We start from the raw sequence: 23,058 nt of genomic DNA, 5'->3' as shown, positions 1-23,058 counted from the left end.
ACGCCGCAAACCGGATCGACAATGAACCATCCGGCCGATCGTTGCCGCAGGCTCGACCACTATTAGCCAGTCAATGCTGGGACAACGCCGGCGCCGAATCGCTGTGGTCAACCGTCAAGCACGAATACTACAAGCGACACGCGTTCACCACCTACGCGAATCTTACTGCAGGACTTGACAATTACATCCGATTCTACAATCATGACAGGAGGCACAGCTCGCTGGGGATGATCTCGCCTATCGACTTCGAGGTCACATCACTGACAAGTCAGCAATCAAGCTAACCGTGTCCACTTTTTCGGGGGAGCCCCAGTCGACGACATTGCTTAACCGTAGCCGTCACAGCTCCGCGGGGAGACGTCGCAAAAACGTTGATCGTGAGGTAGGACGGGCTAGGAACGAAGTCAGCGCGTAGCGGGTGGCAGCGGGTTGAACGCGTCGTGAGCCATGATTCGTGGTCGAGTTCGATGTCCCAGGCTTCCAAATCGGGGGCGAGGACCAACTCATCGATGCAGGCGGCGGTCCCACCGACGAAGAAGATAGAGCTACTCCCCCTCCGTCAGCGCCCTCCAGCCCACCTAAACTACTATCTAGCATAGTTTCAAGGTTGGCTGTTGGAGGCGTGGTGATCGCAAACATTGTGGCCCAAGGGACACTCCTGGGACTGTTCGGTGCGGTCGTAGCGTGTGGTGTCGCCGCTGCCCGCCAGCCGGATCGAGGTGGGGAGGCGTGGCGGGCGCTTGTTTCGTGTGCGGTGGCCGTGAGTGCGGCCGTCGGCGTGATGGTGGTTGCTCCCCAGGGCGATTTCTCGTCGGCGATCGGAGCTCAATCGAACCCCGAGGTGGTCCCGCACAGGCAGTGTGATCGCGATCTTCGGTCTGGTGGCCGCGATAGTCTTCCGCCTGGCCCGGCCGGCCTCCCGCGGTGATGGCTTCGACGCCCTCGTTCCCGGCGCCCACGCCCGATTCCCACAAAATACGAAGGTGGTTAGTAGAAGTGGGGCGTGATGCGAGTGTGCGGAGGAGGTGGTGGGCATGACTGACGGTGTCGAGGTGCCGCGTACGGATCGGTTCGGCCCGCGCGGTCCTGCCCGTACGATCTCTCGTGCGGTGGGCCTTGCCGTGGTGATGTTTGAGGCGGTTGCCGCGTTCTGGCTGGTGATGCTGCTCCGAACGTCGGATCTCGTGCCATCCGACCCGTCAGGAGTCGGGCGCGGTGATCAGGTCGAGCTGCGGATGCTGACCGCGGTGGATGTGCACGACTGGGTGTCGGCGCTGAGTGCTGCGGCCTTCGCTGCGGGTGTGGCCGGTGCGCTGGCGGCGCATCTACTTCCCGCAGTCAAGGGGCGCGCGCCGGTTGAGTAGTCGGGCCGGGATTTCGACTCTTGGAACGTTTCTGTGGCTTAGGCTTTGGTGCCGCCGCCGCGGGTGTGGCGAGGTTTGCGGCTGAGGTATTCGCTGAGCACTTCCCGCTCGGCGGGTGTCACGGTCTGGGCGAAGTGCATCAGTACTGCCGCGGAGTCTCCGCTGGCGTCGAGGACCTGACGCAAGGTGCGTGAGGTGGCCTCCTCGCGGGTCTGCATGGGGAAGTACCGGTAGGCGCGGCTGACTTTTTCTCGACCGACGAACCCTTTTTTGTGCAGGTTGGTGACGACGGTGAGCACTGTGGTGTAGGCCGGTTCGCGGTCGTGGAGTTCCTCGACTAGGTCGTGCACCGACATCGCCGCACCGGCCGACCACAGCACGTCCATCACTGCGCGTTCCAGCGAACCCAGCCCAGTCATTTTCACCCACCATCTCTAGATGCGGGTCAATCTTACGACGGACTACCTCAGTTAGTAGCTCGGTCCCGTTGGAGCGCATCGGCAGCGCCGCGAGGCGGGCGGTGTTCGATGGCTGCGGAGAATTCGGTTCCAGGGGTGCTGCGGTGGATGTGACGTCGTGTTGTGGTCGGCAACGTGATGGTGAAGGTGGCTCCGTGCCCGGTTCCCAGGCTTTCGGCGAGCAAGGTGCCCCCATGGTCTTCGACGATGGAGCGGGCGATGGTGAGTCCGATACCGCTGCCGCCGGCGTCTCGGGTCCGTGAGGAGTCGGTGCGGTAGAAGCGGTCAAAGATGTGTGGAAGGTGTTGAGCGGGAATCCCGTCCCCGCAGTCGACGACGCTGATGCGCACCGCGTGTGCCGGGGCGGTGTCGGCTTTCACTACGACCCGCTGGCCCGGGGAGCTGTGTCGCAGCGCGTTAGTGAGCAGATTGAGCAGTACTTGGCTCATTCGTTCGGCATCGACATCGATGTGTACGCGCGCGGCGGTGGTGACGATGCCCAGCGTGACGCCGGCGTCGGTGAACAGCTCGGCGGCTTCTTCGTAGGTCGCGATGAGCAGTTCGTTGACAGTGATCGTCGAGGGTTGCAATGGCATCTGGTGCTCGTCGGCGCTGGATACGGTCGCGATGTCCTCGGCGAGGCGCTGCAACCGGGTGGTGGCGGTGCGCACGACGTCGAAGGTGTGGGAGTCGGGCGCGCGGACACCGTCCTCGAGGGCGTCGGTGATCGCGCCGATGGTGGTCAACGGGGTGCGCAGTTCGTGGGCGAGGTCTGACAGCATCCGCTTGCGGATGTCTTCCTGGGAGTTCAAACGTTGTGCCAGCTGGTTGATGGCTCGGCTGAGCTGGGTGAACTCAGTGCCGAGCTGGCGATCGGGAACACGGGTGCGGTAGTTGCCTGCGCCGATCGCCACAGCCGAGCGCGCGACGCTGGCGACTGACTGTTGTACGCGGCGAGCCAGGAACCAGCTGACGGCCGTGGCCAGGATCGTCGAGGTGACCAGGGCTGCGGTCATCGAGACGACGATGGAGAAGGTGAATGCGGCCTCGACGTGTTCGGCCTGTGCTGATCCCGGTTCGAGGCTGGACTGGCCGAGGTGATCGTGGAAGGTGTGCGGCGCGACGAACAGTGCCACGATCGCGACGCTGATGCCGCCGCCGCCGATCACGATGGCCTGGGCCAGCATCAACCGGGAGCCGAAGCTGCCCGGGATACGTGCCCGTCGTCGATCACCGTTCATGGCTGTCTCCTCGAGGTTGGCCGTCACCCATCCGGTAGCCCACGCCGCGCACGGTACGGATGAATCGACCGGCCGCGGCGCTGTCGCCGAGTTTGCGGCGCAGGCTGGCGATATGAACTTCGACAACGTGGGCATCGCCGACCCAGTTGGGTCCCCAGATTTCGGTGAGCAGTTGTTCTCGACTGAACACCACACCGGGCCGTCGGCTCAGGGCTTCCAGAACGTCGAATTCGGTGCGGGTCAGTTCCACGAGTGTGTCTTCTACCCGCACTTCACGGCCTTGTGGGTCCAGGGTCAGCTCCCCCAGTGTCCGCGGGTGTGCTGTGTCTACCGCCGAGGTCGGGCGCGGACGGCGCAGCATGGCGTCGATGCGCGCCATCAGCTCACGAGGACGAAACGGTTTGGTGAGGTAGTCGTCGGCTCCAACCGCGAGACCGATGATGGTGTCGACCTCGTCGGCGCGGGCGGTGACCATCACGATGTAGGCGTCGGTGAAGGTGCGTAACTGCCGACACACCTCGACGCCGTCGATCGAGGGCAAACCCAGATCGAGGATGACTACCGCAGGACTCACCGTGCGTGCGGCGGCGATCCCCTCTTGGCCGTCGTGGGCGATGGTGACCACAAATCCGCTGCGCTGCAGGTAGTCGGCGACAACCTCGGCGATGTCAGGCTCATCTTCGATGACCAGCGCGTGTAGCCCGTGCGGTGGTCGGGCCGCCGGCCCACGAAGGTCGTCGTCGACGATGACGCGGTCATGAGGCACGTCCCTATGGTGGCGGTGGTTTACACGACCATCCAACCCCGCGGGCATTCTTGAGCAGATCTTGATCCCGACCGCCGATCAGCCTTGAGGTTGAGTGGGCAAGGTGGCGGTGTCGCCGCGCCGAACGATATGTCCCAGTTCCCTCTCACACTGTTGATCTGCTTTCGGCCCGGCGACATCCTGTCCATCGATGCAGAGGATGCCCGTGTGACTGTCTCCTACAGCCTCACCACCAGTGATCCATTCGCCACCACCTTCCCTGCCGAGGCCACATCGCGCCGTGCTGGGCTGAGTCGTCAGCTGGTCGGCGGCACCCCGGTACTGCGGATCGAAGAACCCTTTGCCGAGCACGGGCACGGTTTCTGGGCCAAGCTGGAGGGCTTCAACCCCGGTGGCATGAAAGACCGGCCGGCGCTGCACATGGTCGAACGCGCCCGCGCCCGCGGCGAGCTGGCCCCGGGGGCGCAGATCATCGAATCAACGAGCGGCACACTGGGATTGGGGTTAGCGCTAGCGGGCATTGTGTTCGGTCATCCGGTGACCTTGGTGACCGACCCCGGACTGGAACCGATCCTGCGGCAAATGCTCGCCGCCTACGGCGCCCGGGTCGATGTCGTCAGCGAGCCCCACCCGGTCGGGGGTTGGCAACAAGCCCGCCGCGACCGTGTGCGCGCCCTGCTCGCACTCGACGAGGCTGCGTGGTGTCCCGACCAGTATTCCAACCCCGACAACGTGACCGGTTACAGCTCACTGGGTGTGGAGCTGATCGCGCAGCTGCGCCATATCGATGTCCTGGTGTGTTCGGTGGGCACCGGTGGGCACTCAGCCGGTGTGGCTCATACTCTGCGGCAGTTCAACCCTGAGCTGGAAGTCGTGGGCGTAGACACCATCGGCTCGACGATCTTCGGCCAGCCCGCACAGTCACGGATCATGCGGGGACTCGGCTCGAGCATCTACCCCCGCAACGTCGCCTACGACCAGTTCAGTGAGGTGCACTGGGTGGCGCCGGCCGAAGCAGTCTGGGCATGCCGCACCCTGGCCGCCACGCAGTACGCCACCGGCGGCTGGAGCGTGGGCGCGGTGGCCCTGGTCTCGGGCTGGCTGGCTCGCACTCGTTCGGCCGATACGCGCATCGCGGCGGTCTTCCCCGATGGCCCCGCCCGCTACTACGGAACCATCTACAACGACGAGTACTGCCAAGCTCACGACCTGATGGACGCCCCAGCGCCCACTGCCCCCCACACCATCAACGATCCGCTGACCCAGGTCGCGAGTAGCTGGACCCGGTGCCCCACCATCATCGACCCCACTCACATGCCGCACACCGAGCCCACGAGCTGACCTATGCGACGCCTCTACCGCAGTTTCCGCAGCTTCGATCGCCCCAGCCAAGTGCTGATGGTCAACCAGTTCACCATCAACCTCGGCTTCTACATGCTCATGCCCTATCTCGCCGCCTATCTCGCCGGCCCGCTGGCCCTGGCGGCATGGGCAGTGGGCCTGGTCCTGGGGATACGCAACTTCTCCCAGCAGGGCATGTTCCTGATCGGGGGAACACTCGCTGACCGCTGGGGGTACAAACCGCTCATCATCGCCGGATGCCTGATGCGGGTCATCGGATTCATCCTACTGGCCCTGGCCAGTTCGCTGCTCGCGATCCTGATCGCCTCGGCGGCAACGGGATTCGCCGGGGCGCTGTTCAACCCCGCCGTCCGCGCCTACCTGGCCGCCGACGCCGGTGAACGTCGCATCGAAGCATTCGCCGTGTTCAACGTCTTCTACCAGGCCGGCATCCTGCTCGGGCCGCTGGTCGGACTGGCGTTGACCGCTTTGGATTTTCGGCTCACCTCCCTGTGTGCGGCAGCAGTTTTCGCGGTCCTGACCCTCGTGCAGATCAAAGCGCTACCCGCAACAACACCAGCCCCAAGCAACACCTCGATCATTCAGGACTGGCGCAGCGTCGTACGTAACCGGCGATTCCTGCTCTTCGCTGTGGCGATGGCCAGCTCGTATGTGCTGTCCTTTCAGGTCTACCTCGCGCTGCCCCTGCACGCCGACCGCATAGCGGACAACCCCACCCTCGCCACCAGCATTGTCACCGCAATGTTTGTGGTGACCGGTCTGGTGGCCATCGCCGGACAGCTACGCATCACCGCATGGTTCGGCAACCGCTGGGGCAGTACCGGCAGCCTGAGCGTGGGAATGACACTGATGGCTGCAGCTTTCCTGCCCCTAGTCGCCAGCGCCGCAACGCATCAGCGCAACATCGCCCTCAACATCGCCGCACTGCTACTCACCGCAGCCCTGCTCGCCGCCGCCACCGCAGCAGTGTTCCCATTCGAAATGGACACTGTGGTGGGACTGGCCCGCGGCACGCTTGTCGCCACCCACTACGGGCTCTACAACACCATCGTCGGGATCGGGATTCTGCTCGGCAATGCCGCGACCGGGTGGCTGTTCAGCGCGGCCACCACCCGCGACATGCCCGAACTGGTGTGGATCGCTTTGGTCCTCACCGGCATAGCGGCGGCGTCCGCCCTGTTGATGTTGCACCGCCGCGGATGGCTCAGCGTCTCCGCCCCCACCGAAGCTCAACCCACCTCCACCCATTGATTACCCTAGGGGGGTAGGGTATAAAGGTGGTGTGGCGAGACGCCACAGCGACAGGCCTCCTGAGGGTCGTCGGCACCACTGCTGTACCGAAAGGGCACATCTCATGAGCACATCGACAGTGATCGTCTCCGGAATGACGTGTGGGCACTGCGCGTCGTCGGTGCGTGAAGAAGTCGGAGCACTGGCCGGCGTGACCGACGTCGAGGTCGACGTGGCCAGCGGGCAAGTCACCATCTCCAGCTCGGCCCCGATCGAGCCCGACGCGATCCGCGTCGCGGTCGAAGAGGCCGGCTACCACCTGGCGCAGTAGCCGATGAGGGGCTGAAGTGTCTGCCCACTGGCGACTTCAGCCCTTCTCCGGGCGGCGTGTGTGTCGCCACCACCGATGACAGGAATCCAGCGATGAATGTTCCAACCAAGCTCGGCGTCTTCGCTGCGGCTCTGCTGATAGTTTTCGCCGCGGCCTATGCCATCGCCGCGGGTGTCGCACCCGATCGGCCACGACCGTCGTCGGCCGAGTCCACCCATGTCGGCCACACTGCCCAACCGTCATCATCTGCGTCCCCCGGTGCCGATCAGGTTCGCGGGGTTTCGCTGGCAGCAGGCGGCTTCATCCTGGGAAATGTGGTGGCACCCCATGCGCCCGGGATGCAAGCACCGCTGAGCTTTGAGATCCTCGACGCCGCCGGGGCCGCGGTCACCGACTTCGCCACCGAGCACGACAAGCAGCTGCACCTGATCGTCGTCCGCGCGGATGGCGCCTACTTTCGACACGTGCACCCCACTCTCTCGCCCGAAGGGCGCTGGTCGCTGCCCTGGCAGTGGGCGACGGGAGGCAGCTACCGGATCTATGCCGACTTCGTGCCCGCCGCCACCGGTCAACCCCTCACCCTGACCAGCACCGTCGAAGTCAGCGGTGACTACCAGCCGGCCCCAGCCGCCGCCGAATCACGACAGTCATCCGTCGACGGGTTCGACATCGAGCTGGCCGGGCACCTGCGCGCGGGAGCCGAGTCCGAATTGACCGTCACCGTGCGGCGAGCAGGACAACCGGTCACTACCTTGCAGCCGTATCTGGGCGCTTTCGGTCACTTGGTGGCTCTGCGTCAGGGCGACCTGGCCTACCTGCATGTTCACCCTGAGGGCGCGGCACCGACCGCCGGTCAACTCGCGGGACCACAGGTCCGCTTCGCCACCACCGCCCCCACCCCGGGCCGCTATCTGCTCTACCTCGACTTCCAGGTCGACGGCGCTGTGCACACCGCCACCTTCGTTCTCGACGCCCCCACCGGCGCCCCGGCCCCGACAACCAACTCCACGGCCCCCTCGGCCGATCCGCACGCCGGACACTAACTCGCTAACCAGCGCCACCCCGGGGCCACTGCACCGAGGCACTGCGCCGAGGCGCTCACCCTTCGAGGAACTTCCCCATGACCACCTCAGCTCCGATCCACCCACCTGCGGCCACCGCCGAGCAGACAGGCACCGTCGATGTCGAACTCGCCGTGTCGGGCATGACGTGTGCCTCGTGCGCGGCACGCATCGAACGCACACTGAACAAACTCGACGGAGTGAGCGCCTCGGTGAACTACGCCACCGAAAAAGCTCACGTCAGCGCACGCGCCGGTGTCGACCCCCACCTGCTGATCGAGACCATCGAACAGGCCGGGTACCGCGCTGCGCTGCCCGCCATTCCCACAGGCGCCGACCCCGACGACGACCCTTCGGACGACGACGGGGAGCTCGTGGCCTTGCGTCACCGACTGATCGGTGCGGTGGTTCTCTCGGTACCGGTGATCGCGCTGGCAATGGTCCCGACGTTGCAGTTCACCTACTGGCAGTGGGCGTCGTTGACGTTGGCCGCGCCGGTGATCGTGTGGGCGGCCTGGCCGTTTCATCGCGCCGCGTTGCTCAACCTGCGCCACGGCGCGGCCACGATGGACACCCTGATCTCGGTCGGCACCACCGCGGCGCTGTTGTGGTCGTTGTATGCGTTGTTCTTCGGCACCGCCGGACAACCAGGCATGACCCACGGATTCACCTTGACGGTCGGCGCCTCTGACGGTGCAGGCAACATCTACCTCGAGGTCGCCGCGGGGGTCACGATGTTCGTCCTGGCCGGCCGATACTTCGAGAAGCGGTCCAAACGGCAAGCCGGTGCGGCGTTGCGGGCCTTGTTGGAGCTGGGCGCCAAAGACGTCACGGTGGTCAGGGACGGCCACCAGCATCGGATACCGATCGGCGAGCTCGCCGTCGACGACGAGTTCATTGTGCGGCCCGGCGAGAAGATCGCCAGCGACGGTGTGGTGGTGTCTGGCACCTCGGCAGTTGACGCCAGCATGGTCACCGGCGAGTCGATGCCAGTCCAGGTTGCCCCCGCCGACACCGTGACCGGCGGAACGGTCAACGCCGGCGGGCACCTGCGGGTGCGGGCGACCCGCGTGGGAGCGGACACCCAACTCGCGCAAATGGCCGCGATGGTCGAACGCGCCCAGACCGGCAAAGCCCACGCCCAGCGACTGGCCGACCGGATCTCAAGTGTCTTCGTGCCGGTGGTCATCGCCGTCGCCATCGCTGTCCTCGGCGCGTGGATCGGCGCCGGCTATCCCCTGCAAGCGGCGTTCACCGCCGCGGTCGCTGTGCTGATCATCGCCTGCCCCTGCGCTCTGGGACTGGCCACCCCGACCGCACTTCTGGTCGGTACCGGCCGCGGAGCCCAACTCGGCATCGTGATCAAAGGCCCCGAAGTCCTGGAATCCACCCGAACCGTCGACACCGTTGTCCTCGACAAAACCGGCACGGTCACCACGGGACAGATGACACTCGTCCAGGTCACCACTGCTCCCTCCACCACTCGCGAAGACGTGCTCGCCCTCGCGGGGGCGGTGGAGAATGCCTCCGAGCACCCCGTCGCGGCCGCCATCGCTGCTGGTGCAGCCGCCGAAGTCGGGCCGCTCGACGAGGTCGACGACTTCCGCAACTTCGAAGGTCGAGGCGTGCGCGGTCTGGTCCAGGGACGTGTGGTCACCGTCGGGCGTCCGACGCTGCTGGCCGAACACGGCATCGCCGTGGATGACCCTCACCTCAACGAGGCGCAGACCGCCGCCGAAGAAGCCGGACAGACCGCCGTACTCGTCGCCTGGGACGGCCGCGCCCATGCGGTCCTGGCGGTCGCCGATGCGATCAAACCCACCAGCGCACACGCCATCGCCCGGCTCGCCGCACTGGGTATGACGCCCATCCTGTTGACCGGCGACAACCAGACCGTCGCCGATGCCGTGGCCGCTGAGGTCGGTATCGACACCGTCATCGCTAACGTCTTGCCGGCCGACAAAGCCGCCGTCATCACCGACCTGCAATCCGACGGCAAGGTTGTGGCCATGATCGGCGACGGCGTCAACGACGCCGCTGCCCTGGCCCACGCCGATCTCGGGCTGGCGATGGGCACCGGCACCGACGCCGCCATGCATGCCGCTGACATCACCCTGGTCCGCGGCGACCTCAACGCTGCCGCCGACGCGATCGCCTTGGCACGCACCACTCTGAAAACGATCAAAATGAACCTGTTCTGGGCATTCGCCTACAACGTCGCCGCGATACCGCTGGCCGCGCTGGGACTGCTCAACCCCATGCTGGCTGGGGCCGCCATGGCGTTGTCCAGCGTGTTCGTCGTCAGCAACAGCCTGCGGCTGCGCGCCTTCACCAGCCCGCCCCACTCATCGTCCACAGTTCCACCCACCAACCCCTCGACATATACCCCCCAGGGGTATAAGGTAGCGGCATGAACGAGCACTCTTCCCCTGAGCACGTCGGTCACGACGCCGCCGATGAACGCCACCACGGCCAACTCGCCGCAGCGTCACACAACCACCACGATCACCATGCTGAGCGCGCCCGCGCAGACCATGATCACGCTGGGCATGGGGGGCATGGTGATCACGTCGGGCAGTTCCGGCGGCTGTTCTGGATCATGCTGGCCCTGGCTGTGCCGGTCGTGGCCTTTTCGCCCATGTTCGCGATGCTCATCGGCTATGACCTACCCGATGGTGAAGTGTTGAAGTGGGTCTCACCGGTGCTGGGTACGGTGATGTACTGCTGGGGTGGGCGGCCGTTCCTGGTAGGCGCCTATTCAGAACTGCGGTCGCGTGCACCGGGAATGATGCTGTTGATCGCCTTGGCGATCACGGTGGCCTTCGTGGCGTCCTGGGGTGCGAGCATCGGTGTGTTGCACCACGAACTGGACTTCTGGTGGGAACTGGCGCTGCTCATCGTGATCATGCTGTTGGGGCATTGGATCGAGATGCGGTCGCTGGCCCAGACGACCTCGGCCCTGGACTCGCTGGCCGCGCTGCTGCCCGATGAGGCCGAACGCGTCGATGGCGACCAGATCACCACGGTTGCTCCCAGTGAGCTGCAGGTCGGAGATGTGGTGATCGTGCGCCCGGGGGCCAGCGTGCCGGCCGACGGTCGCGTCGTAGACGGCTCGGCCGAGCTCGATGAATCCATGGTCACCGGAGAATCGCGCACGGTGCGCCGCGGCATCGGCGATCAGGTGGTGGCCGGCACGGTGGCCACCGACTCGGGGCTGCGGGTCCAGATCACCGCCACCGGCGATGACACGGCGCTGGCCGGGATTCAGCGCCTGGTGGCAGACGCGCAGAACTCCACCTCCCGCGCCCAGCGGCTGGCCGATTCCGCTGCAGCGCTGCTGTTCTGGTTCGCGCTCGGCTCAGCGATCATCACCGCCATCGTGTGGACGGTCATCGGCCAACCCGACCAGGCGGTGATTCGAACCATCACCGTGCTGGTCATCGCCTGCCCGCACGCACTCGGCTTGGCTATCCCCCTGGTGGTGGCCATTGCCACCGAACGCGCCGCCCGCGGCGGCGTGCTGGTTAAAGACCGGTCGGCACTTGAGGCCATGCGCACTGTGGATGCGGTGCTGTTCGACAAGACCGGAACCCTGACCAAGGGTGAGCCCACGGTCATCGAGATCGCGGCCGCCGACGGCGTCGATGAGGACACCGTGCTCGCCCTGGCCGCCAGCGCCGAAGCCGACAGTGAGCACCCGTTGGCGCGAGCGATTGTCGCAGCTGCCGGAGACCGCGCGCGGCCGGTGCCGGCGGCCACCGACTTCACCTCGTCACCGGCGGTCGGTGTGACCGCTCGCGTCGAGGGCGCCACAGTGCGGGTGGGCGGGCCCCGCATGCTCGAGGAACAGGGCCATCAGGAACTGGCCATCGCTGATCGCTGGCGCGCCGACGGCGCAATCATCCTGCATGTCACCCGCGACACTGAGCTGATTGGAGCTCTCAAACTTGCTGATGAGGTGCGCGGGGAATCCCGCCAAGCCGTCGAGGTGCTGCACGCCCGCGGGGTCGAGGTTGTGATGATTACCGGCGACGCCGAAGCAGTGGCGCACACCGTCGCTCACGACCTCGGTATCGATCGGGTGTTCGCCGGTGTACGGCCGGAAGACAAAGCCAGCAAGGTGGCCGAACTGCAGCACGAAGGCCGCAAGGTGGCGATGGTGGGCGACGGCGTCAACGACGCCCCCGCCCTGGCCCAGGCCGATGTGGGCATCGCGATCGGGGCCGGCACCGACGTCGCGATCGCCTCGGCCGGGGTCATCCTCGCCAGCGACGACCCCCGCTCGGTGCTGTCGGTCATCGAGCTGTCGGACGCCAGCTACCGAAAAATGAAGCAGAACCTGTGGTGGGCAGCGGGATACAACCTGATCTCTGTACCGCTGGCCGCCGGAATTCTCGCGCCCATCGGGTTCGTCCTGCCGATGTCGGTCGGAGCGATTCTGATGTCAGCCTCGACGGTCGTGGTCGCACTCAACGCGCAACTGTTACGCCGACTCGACCTGCAGCCAGGCGCGAGTACAGTGCGTGGACTGCAGCACAACCGACCGAGATCCATTGAGAAGGTGAGTCCATGACCGCTGCGTCCGCACCGGGACAATCCTCCACCCCGGAAGAATCCTCTGCCTCGGAACACTCTTCCCACGGTTATATCAGCGATAAGGGCAAATACCTGGCCCGCCTCAAGCGCATCGAAGGCCAATCCCGAGGTATCCACCGGATGGTCGACGAGGAGCAGTACTGCATCGACATCCTGACCCAGATCTCGGCGCTGACCAAGGCACTGGAGGGGGTCGCGCTGGGCTTGCTCGACGACCACCTCACCCACTGCGTGCTCGATGCCGCCCACTCCGGCGGCGACGAGGCACAGGAGAAGATCGCTGAAGCCTCGGCGGCCATCGCTCGCCTCGTTCGTTCCTGACCCACCACACCGCGCTGGCTCGTCACAGGCGTCGTTCGCCGACCCACTGCGGCACCACCGGCCCCGGCGCGCGGGCGTCGGCATCAGCGGCCATCGCCAGAACCACCCCACGATCGGCCAGCCACTGTGCCGGATCGACGTTGACTCCCGTCGGGTCGAGAACCTCGAAATGCAGATGCGGGCCGGTCGAGACCCCACGGTTGCCCACCGTGGCGATCGATTGGCCCATCCGTACTCGCGCGCCCTGCTCGAGCAGATTCTCGTCGTTGTGGCCGTAGGTGGTGATCGTGCCGTCATCGTGCCGGATCCGCATCCACAACCCGAACCCCTCGGCAGGTCCGGAGGTGATGACCTCCCCGTCAGCTACCGCGACAATGGGCGCGCCCAGATCATTGCCGATATCAATGCCCTGATGGCCCCGTCCGTCACCGAAGGTGGACGTGATCTCGCCCGCAGTCGGCGCCACCGCACCGCCACTACCGGGCAGCAGCGGTGTCGGCGTTCCGGGTTCCTGCGGCTGGGGGCCATGCGGCTCGTTCGGATCGTGCGGCACGATTGCGGCGATCAGGGTGGCTACCAGCCGAGCCAGCGGTAACGCGTCGATGATCCGGAACCCGTCTATCGGATCAATGAGCGAAAACGTGCCGAAGCACTGCAGTGCGGCTGCACTGCCCGCATCGCCGACGCTGCCCGACTGGGCCTGAGCGCCCAGGCAGGACGCCGTCTGCGTGATCGGCTTCCCCAAATTCGCCGCCGCGGCACCACCCAAAGCGGCCTTCACCGAGTCCTGCACGATCGCGATCAGCTCCCCGGCCACATGTCCATCGGTTGAGGCCGCCGCCGGTGCGGTGGCAATCACAGGCGCAACGCCCACGCACACCGCCGCTGCCACCCCCAGCGCTTTGGGGCCCCACTGCTGCCCCGCCTTGACCCGTAGCGATGTCAACACCATCTGCATGCGGTCGGACCTTTCCCGCGGACGTCGTAGACCCACGCACGAGTGCCATGCGTGTACCCGCGAGATCACACCACAAGTCACTTGTGCCCCACCAGTCACACGCGGCTCCACTACGAAGCGAACTAATCAGGCATTAGCGGCTTTGTTTGCGCAGTTCACCGCCCGTTTTGTGGGTGCCGGGCAGGCGACTAACTACTATCGGTGTTAGTAGAATTGTTATCGAAGCGCCGCCGGGCGGTGGCGAAGTATCACTCTTGAGGAGGAGATCGATGAGAGTCACACGAACCGGTGTCGTCGTTGCTGCCGCGGCGGCTGTTCTGACAGTGGTGGCCGCGTGTTCGGACACCTCGACTGAGGATCATTCCTCGATGTCGGGGATGGGTACCAGCACGGTCAGTACCGAATCGTCAGCGGCGGCCTCTGCCGAACACAACAGCGCGGACATCTCGTTCGCCCAGCAGATGATCCCGCACCACACCCAGGCGATCATGATGAGCGACATCCTGTTGGAGAAGGACAACATCAACCCCCAGGTCGTCAGTCTGGCCCAGCAGATCAAAGACGCTCAGCAGCCCGAGATCGAGCAGATGCAGTCGTGGCTGAAGCAATGGGGAGCCCCACTCGAGGGCCAGGGGCACAACATGGACATGGGTACCTCGATGGCACCGGGTACCTCCCCGATGCCGTCGATGATGGGCATGATGTCGCCAGAACAGATGCAGCAGCTACGCGACGCGCAAGGCGCCGAGGCGTCGCGCCTGTTCCTGACCCAGATGATCGAACACCACCGCGGCGCCATCGCCATGGCCAAGACCGAGATTCAAGACGGCCAATCGCCCGAGGCGATCGCGCTGGCACGCCAGATCGTCACTGACCAGGAAAGTGAAATCGCCAGGATGCAGCAGCTTCTCAACAACCCCTAGCGGCCCGACCCGCCCGGGTTTGCCTCGGCTACACACACATCGCGATCACCATCGCCGCGACGACACCGGATGCCGCCAGCGTGGTCGGTACCGCCACCACACCAGCCACCGCCGCGGCGGCACCCACATGATGACGCCGCGACCGGCACCGGTGACCGGAGTCCAAGCGGCTCAGCCGCGGCCCCACGGACGACGAATCGCTGATCGACAACACACCCACCGGGCCCGCCACGGGCCCCGAACGGGCCAACGTTCCCAACGCCGAGCAGACCGCCCGCGCACCCACCAGCTGGGCGGCGCGGGCATCGGCGGCTTGCTCGACCAAGCCGGCGACCTCACGGCCCGCGCGGCTGAACAACGGAATCAGCGGAAACGCACGCCCGAGAGCGCGGGCCGCCAACACCACGGTGTGATGACGTTGCCGCCGGTGCGCGCGCTCATGGGCAACGACGGCATCGAGTTCCTCACCGGACAACGCCGCCTGTAACCCAGTCGTGGCGGCGATCCCGGCATCCTTACCCGGCAGACAAAACGCCATCGGCCGCCCGTCGGCGAGCCACCACACGTCGGGATAGCGCTCACTGCGGGCGCCCACCAACCGCAACGACTGCAGATACTCCTCACGAGCACCACGCATCCGCACCGCCGATCGCACCGCGATCGTCACCGCTCGGACAATCGCTGCCCCGGTCACCACCGCCAGCACGCCACCGGAGATCGCCTCCACCCGCGGGGATGCGCCGTGTGACAACACCCGCAGACACGACACCACCTCGGACAACGAATGGATGCCGAAATGGCCGGGAACCGCCAGCGTCACAACAGCTCCCACCCACAACATCGCAAACACGACCTGCGCGGCCGGCCAGGCCACCAACACCCAACGAGCATCGATACGGCCCTGCACCCGAACCATCCATCGAGGCCACAACCAGCCCAGCACACCCGCGGCAACAACTAACACCACCGCTGCACTCATGGATGCTCACCCATCGTTCGCCTCGATCCTCGACGCCCCGCCGTCAGCTCGCTGAGACCCACACTCAACACACCTTCCCGGCGACCCACCACCTGCACCACCAGCCAGTATGCCCCAGAAGTTCGTCGGTGACGCCGCAACTCAGGCACCGACCGCGCCGCCAATTACTAGGTTTTATAGTAGTTAGTTGACGCGGGTTGACCCGGCCTGCGCGTACCAGTCCGAGGAATGCGCCGTGACCGAGAACCCGAAGGAGACGCACTCGCCCCCCGACGACCACCGTCGTCAGTATCTGCATGCCATGCGAGACGTCTACCGAGCACCCACGCCATACTCGACCCACCAGTTTTTCCACCGCGCCCACCACCTCAGCGTCACCTCGAACCGACGCCGCCACCTCGCCGCACACATCGGTCTCGTCCGCCACCTCGCTGCGATCGGCGACCTCTCCGGGGCACGTCACCACCTCGGCAACGTCCTCATCTCCCTCGTCCTCCAAAAGCATTGCGGCCAAAAGCCTTCACAGCCTTCCACCCCCATCCAGAAGTCGTGACCACGACACCCCCAGAGGGTTAGGGCGGCTCCTACCCGGTCTCGCCACCACCCCGATCACCACACCACCCACGCCCGAACTCAGTCCTACCCACACGAAAGTCCTAGCCGCTTGCCTGCCTCAAACCCGTCCAACCGCACCGCTGCGGTCGTCCTCGCAGTCATCGCCACGCTGATTGTGCTAACCGGCTGCTCCACCCGGGAACAACCCACATCCCCACCACCGTCGGCAACCTCAGCAGAGAGCGCAACACTGACCCCAGAACTCGACCACCTCCACGCCCTGCACATCCGCGCCGACGGCACTATCCTCGCCGGAACTCACACCGGCGTAATCGCCCTCACCGCAGATGGAACCACCAGCCGGGTCGGCGTCTCCGACGACGACTTCATGGGACTGGCCGGGGTAACCGGCTCTGATCGGATCTTCGCCTCCGGCCATCCCGGCCCGCGGAGCTCGGCACCCAACCCGCTGGGACTCGTCGCCAGCGAAGATGGCGGGCAGACATGGACACCGAGATCGGTGGCCGGCGACATCGACTTCCACGCGCTCGCCACCAACGGACAACTACTCGTAGGCTTCGACGGAATCAACGGCCTGCTCGTATCGACCGATGACGGGAGAAGCTGGACCCCCGGCGCGCCCCTGGCCGCAGCAGCACTCGCGATCACCGACCGCGGCGTATGGGCGACTACCCCAGATGGCCTGCAACACAGCACCGACGACGCCCAGACCTTCACAACCGTTCCCGATGCGCCGGCCCTAGCTCTCCTGGCGGCCGCACCCGATGGCACGCTCTGGGGCATCGACACCGCCGACACCGTCTGGCGCAGCCCAGACGGCACACACTGGGAACAACGCAGCACCATCAATAGTGTCAACGCGCTGGTCGCCAGAAACGCCGAAAATGCATACGCCGCAAACGAACAATTGCTCTACACGCTCAGCTAACGGACTCGTGTGGAGCAACGAAGGAAGGAGGCGACTCAGATCCGGACGCGCTTTTGATCACGTCCACTCCACCCACTCCACGAGCAGGATCTGACAGACGGTGGCACCCGGCCGACCTGGGTGGTCACTCTCGACCACCTGACGGCACCCAGAAACGCCACGTCTTCGAAGACGTCACTGTCGTTATCGATGAGACGAGCAGCCCCGACTACCCCACGAACTTGCTGCGCGTGTCACAGCTGCGTGAGCACACCGAACCCGCGACCTCAAAGATCGCCTTGGGCGGGGACGGTTATCGAAGGCCGCCGGCTTCGGGCTGTGGATGCGAGTGCTGCAAGACGACGGCACGATCGGCGTGTATGGGCACATCAGCGAGACACTGGTGAGCGTCTGGCAGCGAGTCCTGGCCGGCGCGCAGATCGCAACGGTAGGAAACCGCGGCTACTCCACCGGCCCACACCTGCACTACAAGGTGTGGCAGCAAGATGGACCCAAACTCGATCCTGCACCGTGGTTGAGAACCCGGGGAGTCTACGTCGTCGGACGACCCGCCTTATCGGCGCGCGGGAGGTATGAGGACGAGTGGTCCCGCAGGTGTCGCGAGAGTTGTCGCACCACGGCCTCGACGTCGGCGAGCGGTGGCGAACACGCATCGGCGGGGACTACCTGTGGGGTGTCGCCACACGGCAATAATGAGGTCGACGTGACCGCTCGGCGGTCGCCCACCACGAAGACGTTTCGAACCTTCTCTCGCGCTGTGCAGCGGGTAGAGGAGCGCACAGCATTCAACTACTATCGTGGATAGTAAACCTAGTCCAGGCGCCGAGTGAGAGGGTTCGCCACAATCGATGGGCCGCGTAAGAAGGACTCGAGCTATCGAAGAGCCACGTGATCTCTTGGCGGCTTACGGTGCGCAGCCGCAGTGCTCGAGCGCTCGTGGATGCCGCGGGTCGGTCCGGGCAGGTATTCCGCGACTGCTGATGCTCGCAGCCCTGACGGCTGTGGTGATGTTATTGACCTCGTGCAGCTCAACCGGAGGCGCCGCCTACAGCAACGAGATTCAGGCCGTTGACAGCTTCGCCGACATCGCACAGCCTTCCATTGCTGTGGCCACCGAAGGTGGCGGTCGACTCGCGCCCAACGCGGTTGTCGAACCTGGGCTTCCTATTGTTGTCACGGCCAGCCGCGGCGCGTTGACAAACGTCCGTATCCCCACAGCCAGCGGCCGTCCCTTGGCGGGCTCACTGAGCGAGGACGGCTCAACGTGGACAAGCACCCAACCCCTGGGATATTCGAAGCGGTATTCCGTTCAAGCCGAGGCCGTGGGCGTGGGCGGTCGATCGGTCGTCTCGCAGCGCTTCACCACGACCTCACCGGAGTCACTGACCAGCGCTGCCATCCTCGGCGAGAAAACCGTCGGGATCGCCCACACAGTCGGGGTGCGGTTCGCCGATCCCATCCCCGACCGAAAGAAGGCACAGGCGGCGATCACCGTGTCGTCTGACCCCCAGATGCGGGGTGCGTTCTATTGGATCAGCGACTCCGAAGTCCGGTGGAGGCCCGAACGCTTCTGGACGCCGGGCACCAAAGTCAGTGTCGCCGTCAACATTTACGGAGTCGACCTCGGCGACGGGCTCTACGGCGACGAGAACTTGTCCTACGACTTCACGATTGGCCGAGCTCAGGAAATCGTTGCCGACGACAACACCAAAACGATAGTCGTCAAACAAGACGGCAAGGTCATCCGCACGATGCCGACCTCGTTCGGCAAAGACAGCACTCCGACGCCCCGCGGTATCTACATGATCGGAGATCGCGTCGAGCACATCATCATGGACTCGTCCACCTACGGAGTGCCTGTCGAGTCCGCAGCGGGATACCGCACACCCGTTCAATGGGCGGTGCAAATGTCCTACAGCGGCATTTACATGCACGGCGCACCGTGGTCGATGTCGGCGCAAGGCAGCAGCAACGTCAGCAACGGTTGCCCAAACCTGAGTCCCACTGACGCGGAATGGCTCGTGAAGAACACCCTGCGCGGTGACCCCGTCACGGTCAAGAACACCAACGCCGACACACTGCCGGGAGTTGATGGACTCGGCGATTGGAACATCCCGTGGCCACAATGGAAGAACGGCAACGCAGACACCTAGGCGCCCCCGCCTGGCTGGAGTTCGTCGACGCTCAGCACGTTCTTCCGACCATGCACGGCCGGGGCGAGTTCACGACGGGCTCACCCGCTCACTGTCTCAGGCGCTTCTCGCGGTGTACAGAACTTCGCTCGAATGCAGCACACCACCACTCGCGACGAGTGCTACTACCGGTCACCCACTGAGCCAGGGGTTAATTCACGAGGGCCGTTGGTCAGTCATGTCGAGACCCTGTGCGGGCGAACCGGTGCCGTGAGGATCAACATCAATAACGAGCAGCGGCGGCATAGCGTCCGTCGGTACTACCTGTGCGAGGCGAGGCTGATCTGGCCGCGTGGGACGACAACCACGCCGCGCGCCGTTCGGGTCTTCTTGGCCGATCCCGGCGTTCGTTTGGCCGGCGGACCGTGCACGGAGTGTCGTCAGAGACGTCAACCCGCACTTCGCCACCTTCGGTGCCAGCTCCCTTGCGGTTACCAACATTCTCGCCGACCCGCACGTCGACACCATCGACGACGACCCTACGGTCGATCCACCGCGCTACCTCTGATGGCCGAGCATTTCGGAGAGGACCCTAAAGACCTTGTTGTTGATGCGGTCGATGACCGGTGCGGCGATGGGCTAACCCCACTTTCCGGCTTCATATCCAGCATCCGCCCAAATGTCCATAATAGGTTCGTTGACAGGATGTGCGCCAGTTGTGGGGTAAATGAGCCATTCTGAAACGAATTAAAGCGACCTTTGCCGTCCGGTGTCACGATCTCATCGGAGTCTGGGTAGGCCAGGTATCCGCACTGAGCTTCGAGGCCACCCGCCGTGGCTTCTACGTCAGTACTGATCGACTCGGCATCCGCCGCCGCACCCACCACGAGGGCGTGAGCGCCACGAGATGCGCCCACTTTCAAAGACGACGTTGTGCTGCCGCGACACCGAGCCCTACCGCGGCCCGCGTCGCTCCCGCACAATCACCCCGACTGCCTTGTGCGTCCGGTGTGCCCGACCTCCCGAGACGAGGTCGCCGGCCCCGACCGGTTGCGGTTTGTCTGCCGGCTGCGCCGTCACCTCATCGGAGCGGCTACGCCGCGCCCTGAGCCCTTCGGGCTGAGTTGGTTTGCGTTGCCCTGCCGCATTCTCTTACCTCCACTCGCGGCCCGCAAGGGCGTGAAAAACTAACCCGCCCTACGGGTTTGCAGGCCTACGGCCCGGATGACTTTTTCACTTCCTCCCTTGCAGCCCACTCCCTCCGGCAAAGAGATGGCCAGTGCAAACGCAAACCAGCACTCACAACGGGAGGGGTCACCATGACCAGCGCCACCACCACCGCCTACCAGCTGTGCAACAGCTGCGCGGTCGCCGTCGCCTACGGAGACATGACCGCCCTCAACACCGAGAGCACCGCCCAGGTCCTGGCGTTCATGGCCGATCACGGTTACCTGACCCAGGCCGACGACATCGACCCACCCGGCTACTGGCTCTGCGAATGCTGCGGAATCGACCAACTCGGCGCAGGCCGCACCTTCACCCACGACTAACCCGCACAACAACCCGAAAGGACCCACCGACATGAACGCCTGGATCGCCACCAAGGACCCCGCCAACGTCGACGCCGCCGCCGACCAGATCGCCCAGCACGAACCGAACCGCCTCACCGAGGCCGACGGCGACCGCGAATTCGCCGTGTGGATGTACGGAGTCGACCGAGCAATCCGCAGACGCACCAACGGATTCAGCCACCGCGACCTGCCCGATTTCGGCTGGAAAGACGCATACAACAACGACCTGTCCCCCGCCCTCGCCGCCGCCGACGCGATCGCCCACTGGGAAGAGATCGGCGACCTGTAAAAGAAGCTTCCGCGTCGCAATCCGGTACGCGGACAAAAGAAAACCCGGCCAGGGTCAAGCTGGCCGGGGTCTCACCCACCACAGTAAGGGAGAAACCCCATGACACACAACACCACCACCGAGACCGTCACCGCGACGGGCGAGCTGCGCCACCTCAACCCGGCCGATCTGGTCATCGACACCAACATTCGCACCGAGGCCGAGGCCACCCTGACCGCCGAGTTCGTCGATTCGATCCGCGACGGCGTGCGCCAACCCATCCTCGCTGTCGAGGTCGACGGCGAGGTCCGGGTGCGCGACGGGCAGCGCCGGACCCTGGCCGCGCGTAAGAACGCCCTTCCCACCGTTCCGGTCTACGTGGTCCCGGTCGCGACCGACGCCGACGACAAGGCCCTGACGGTGGATCGAATCGTGGAGCAGCTGGCCAGTTTCGAGCGCGAAGGCCTCCGCAACCGTGACCGCGTGGCCGCAATCGAACAACTCGCGCTTGCCGGGATGTCGGCGACGAAGATCGCCAAGGCCACTCGCACGAAGAAGAAGGACGTGGACGCCACCCTCGCGCTGGCGAAGTCCGAAACGACCCTGGATTTGATCGAGCGGGGCGCAGCGCTGACGTTGGAGCAGTCCGCGACCGTCGCGGCCTACGACCACGACCCCGAAGCGCAGCAATGGCTCCTTGACGCCGCCGCATCCGGTGTGTTTGAGCATCAGGCCAAACTGTTGGCCGACAACGCCGACCAGCGGGCCGAGGTACTGGCCCAGGTCGCGATCTACACCGCCGACGGCATCGAGACCGTCACCCGCGAACCCGACTACCGGCACACCCGCGCCCGTCTGGAACGCCTCGTCACCGCCGACGGCACGCCCGCACAGGTCGACGACGTGCCAACCGACCAGCGCCTCGCCTACGTGTGGGCCGACGTGACCGAATGGTGGACCGACGCCGAGGGCAACACCATCGACGAGGACCTGATCGACTGGGACCTCACAGAGGAGGACACCCCCGCCGACGCCCAGCCCGACGAGGGATTGCACGACCCTCGTGCCCTCACCCGCCACGAGAACCGGTCGATCGAAACCACCTGGTACGTCAACGAGTTCCGTGACCTCGGGATGAGCTTCCGCACCTACAGCGGCAGCACGGCGACCAGCTCGGCCACGACCACCCCCGCCGAGGAGGACCCCGCTGAGAAGGAGGCACGCAAGCAGGAACGCCGCCGGGTGCGGGTCCTCAACGCCGCCAGCCTCACCGCCCGCGAGGTGCGGATCGAGAAGCTGACCGCATGGCTGGCCCGCAAGACCCTGCCCAAGGGCAGCGCCCCGACGGTCGCGAAATTCATCGCGACCGCGATGCGCGCCCATCACGACATGTTCGGCGCGAACAGCAGCCAGGGCAACGCCGCCGAGATCGCGGCCACGATCCTCGGCGGCGACCCCGCCGAATTGATCGAGCAGGCCACCACCGCCGACCGCGCCCAGATCATCGGACTCGGCATCGCCCTGGCATCGCGGGAAGCGCACATGTGGAAAGACGCCTGGCGCAACGTCGGTGACCGCCACTACCTCGGCGGCAGCCAGGTCAGCGCCCGCGCTGGCTACCTGCACTTCCTCGTGGAGGTGACCGGCTACACCCTCTCCGACGTCGAGCAGGTCATCGCCGGTGACAAGCAGGCAGCCGACGTGCCACTCGACTAGACCAGCTGTGCGGTGGGCCGCGAACCTTCACGGTCGCGGCCCACCGCCCCCGGCCACGCTCACACCCGCCACCTCGAGGAAACATCGTGACCATCACCGGCGAACTGCTCCCCCGCTGCGCCCTCCCAGGCTGCGCCAACCCCACCGACACCCAAGGCCACCCCTGCGGACAGTGCCGCCGCGACTTCGGCCCCTTCCTGTGAACCTCCCCAGTTTGAGTGGACACCTGAGATAGCGGGACGAAGGGTCCTGCTGGGAGGATGTCTACATGTCCAGG

The 23,058-nt window shown here is 65.4% G+C and carries 20 protein-coding genes and 2 pseudogenes; 16 read left to right on the top strand and 6 right to left on the bottom strand.

Annotation, left to right across the window (positions count from 1 at the left end; translation table 11 throughout):
- Positions 1–284 (top strand): integrase core domain-containing protein (locus tag VX037_RS23275; RefSeq protein ID WP_328716066.1); only part of this gene is annotated, 284 nt, incomplete at its 5' end.
- A 750-nt stretch (positions 285–1,034) separates the two neighbouring features.
- Positions 1,035–1,364 (top strand): hypothetical protein, encoded by a 330-nt coding sequence (locus VX037_RS23270; protein WP_006438351.1) that lies wholly within the window; start codon positions 1,035–1,037, stop codon positions 1,362–1,364.
- A gap of 38 nt (positions 1,365–1,402) precedes the next feature.
- Here VX037_RS23270 and VX037_RS23265 read toward each other — a convergent pair whose 3' ends face one another.
- Genes VX037_RS23265 through VX037_RS23255 form a run of 3 tightly spaced genes read right to left on the bottom strand, consistent with a single transcriptional unit; the run spans position 1,403 to position 3,829 of the window.
- The gene (locus tag VX037_RS23265; protein WP_006438350.1) at positions 1,403–1,783 is read right to left on the bottom strand and encodes a BlaI/MecI/CopY family transcriptional regulator; all 381 of its coding nucleotides are present in this window, start codon (positions 1,781–1,783) and stop codon (positions 1,403–1,405) included.
- A gap of 47 nt (positions 1,784–1,830) precedes the next feature.
- On the bottom strand, positions 1,831–3,063 hold the full coding sequence (locus VX037_RS23260; RefSeq protein WP_006438349.1) for a sensor histidine kinase: 1,233 nt from the start codon (positions 3,061–3,063) through the stop codon (positions 1,831–1,833).
- Positions 3,053–3,829: a response regulator transcription factor gene (locus VX037_RS23255; RefSeq protein WP_082653036.1), complete on the bottom strand. Its 777-nt coding sequence runs from the start codon at positions 3,827–3,829 to the stop codon at positions 3,053–3,055. Before VX037_RS23255 ends, VX037_RS23260 begins: the two co-directional genes overlap by 11 nt.
- Positions 3,830–4,036: 207 nt before the next feature.
- On the opposite strand from VX037_RS23255, the gene VX037_RS23250 reads away from it, so the two are divergent.
- The 7 genes from VX037_RS23250 (at position 4,037) to VX037_RS23220 (ending at position 12,730) form a co-directional block, all read left to right on the top strand.
- Positions 4,037–5,170: a PLP-dependent cysteine synthase family protein gene (locus VX037_RS23250; RefSeq protein ID WP_035718250.1), complete on the top strand. Its 1,134-nt coding sequence runs from the start codon at positions 4,037–4,039 to the stop codon at positions 5,168–5,170.
- 3 nt (positions 5,171–5,173) lie between these two features.
- Positions 5,174–6,442 carry an MFS transporter gene (locus VX037_RS23245; RefSeq protein WP_266063723.1) on the top strand — a complete coding sequence of 423 codons (1,269 nt, stop codon included), beginning with the start codon at positions 5,174–5,176 and terminating at the stop codon, positions 6,440–6,442.
- A gap of 103 nt (positions 6,443–6,545) precedes the next feature.
- Positions 6,546–6,752 carry a heavy-metal-associated domain-containing protein gene (locus VX037_RS23240; RefSeq protein ID WP_006438347.1) on the top strand — a complete coding sequence of 69 codons (207 nt, stop codon included), beginning with the start codon at positions 6,546–6,548 and terminating at the stop codon, positions 6,750–6,752.
- 92 nt (positions 6,753–6,844) lie between these two features.
- The gene (locus tag VX037_RS23235) at positions 6,845–7,795 is read left to right on the top strand and encodes a hypothetical protein (protein ID WP_006357624.1); all 951 of its coding nucleotides are present in this window, start codon (positions 6,845–6,847) and stop codon (positions 7,793–7,795) included.
- 77 nt (positions 7,796–7,872) lie between these two features.
- Positions 7,873–10,227 (top strand): heavy metal translocating P-type ATPase, encoded by a 2,355-nt coding sequence (locus tag VX037_RS23230; RefSeq protein ID WP_137809388.1) that lies wholly within the window; start codon positions 7,873–7,875, stop codon positions 10,225–10,227.
- Positions 10,224–12,386, top strand: coding sequence for a copper-translocating P-type ATPase (locus tag VX037_RS23225; protein ID WP_266063722.1), 2,163 nt, complete (start codon positions 10,224–10,226; stop codon positions 12,384–12,386). Before VX037_RS23230 ends, VX037_RS23225 begins: the two co-directional genes overlap by 4 nt.
- Entirely contained in the window at positions 12,383–12,730 is a 348-nt protein-coding gene (locus VX037_RS23220; RefSeq protein WP_137809389.1) for a metal-sensitive transcriptional regulator, read from the top strand. Before VX037_RS23225 ends, VX037_RS23220 begins: the two co-directional genes overlap by 4 nt.
- A 22-nt stretch (positions 12,731–12,752) precedes the next feature.
- Here VX037_RS23220 and VX037_RS23215 read toward each other — a convergent pair whose 3' ends face one another.
- The gene (locus VX037_RS23215; RefSeq protein ID WP_159372045.1) at positions 12,753–13,688 is read right to left on the bottom strand and encodes a M23 family metallopeptidase; all 936 of its coding nucleotides are present in this window, start codon (positions 13,686–13,688) and stop codon (positions 12,753–12,755) included.
- 269 nt (positions 13,689–13,957) lie between these two features.
- Between VX037_RS23215 and VX037_RS23210 the strand changes: the two genes are divergently transcribed.
- The gene (locus tag VX037_RS23210) at positions 13,958–14,611 is read left to right on the top strand and encodes a DUF305 domain-containing protein (protein ID WP_006438341.1); all 654 of its coding nucleotides are present in this window, start codon (positions 13,958–13,960) and stop codon (positions 14,609–14,611) included.
- A gap of 28 nt (positions 14,612–14,639) precedes the next feature.
- Here the strand turns inward: VX037_RS23210 and VX037_RS23205 are convergent, their stop codons facing one another.
- Positions 14,640–15,590 (bottom strand): M56 family metallopeptidase, encoded by a 951-nt coding sequence (locus VX037_RS23205; RefSeq protein WP_006357618.1) that lies wholly within the window; start codon positions 15,588–15,590, stop codon positions 14,640–14,642.
- 664 nt (positions 15,591–16,254) lie between these two features.
- Between VX037_RS23205 and VX037_RS23200 the strand changes: the two genes are divergently transcribed.
- The 3 genes and pseudogenes from VX037_RS23200 to VX037_RS23190 all read left to right on the top strand — a co-directional run bounded on the left by VX037_RS23200 (position 16,255) and on the right by VX037_RS23190 (position 19,247).
- Positions 16,255–17,094, top strand: a complete 840-nt coding sequence (locus VX037_RS23200) for a F510_1955 family glycosylhydrolase (protein ID WP_035718240.1) — start codon at positions 16,255–16,257, stop codon at positions 17,092–17,094.
- 301 nt (positions 17,095–17,395) lie between these two features.
- Positions 17,396–17,638, top strand: a pseudogene (locus VX037_RS23195) (M23 family metallopeptidase); the annotation flags it as partial.
- Between the two features lie 436 nt (positions 17,639–18,074).
- On the top strand, positions 18,075–19,247 hold the full coding sequence (locus tag VX037_RS23190; protein ID WP_266063720.1) for a L,D-transpeptidase: 1,173 nt from the start codon (positions 18,075–18,077) through the stop codon (positions 19,245–19,247).
- A gap of 618 nt (positions 19,248–19,865) precedes the next feature.
- Here VX037_RS23190 and VX037_RS23185 read toward each other — a convergent pair.
- Positions 19,866–20,110, bottom strand: a pseudogene (locus VX037_RS23185) (hypothetical protein).
- 435 nt (positions 20,111–20,545) lie between these two features.
- Between VX037_RS23185 and VX037_RS23180 the strand changes: the two are divergent.
- From VX037_RS23180 to VX037_RS23170, 3 genes are all read left to right on the top strand, one after another.
- Positions 20,546–20,776 (top strand): hypothetical protein, encoded by a 231-nt coding sequence (locus tag VX037_RS23180; RefSeq protein ID WP_068970854.1) that lies wholly within the window; start codon positions 20,546–20,548, stop codon positions 20,774–20,776.
- A gap of 31 nt (positions 20,777–20,807) precedes the next feature.
- A complete protein-coding gene (locus VX037_RS23175) occupies positions 20,808–21,086 on the top strand; it encodes a hypothetical protein (RefSeq protein WP_068970855.1) in 279 nt (92 codons plus the stop codon).
- A 99-nt stretch (positions 21,087–21,185) separates the two neighbouring features.
- Positions 21,186–22,781: a ParB/Srx family N-terminal domain-containing protein gene (locus VX037_RS23170; RefSeq protein ID WP_182155036.1), complete on the top strand. Its 1,596-nt coding sequence runs from the start codon at positions 21,186–21,188 to the stop codon at positions 22,779–22,781.
- Positions 22,782–23,058 lie beyond the last annotated feature (277 nt).

This window comes from Gordonia sp. Z-3, assembly GCF_036233855.1.
In the GTDB taxonomy this organism is placed as follows: domain Bacteria; phylum Actinomycetota; class Actinomycetes; order Mycobacteriales; family Mycobacteriaceae; genus Gordonia; species Gordonia tangerina.
This window is presented reverse-complemented; position numbering and strand designations above follow the sequence as displayed.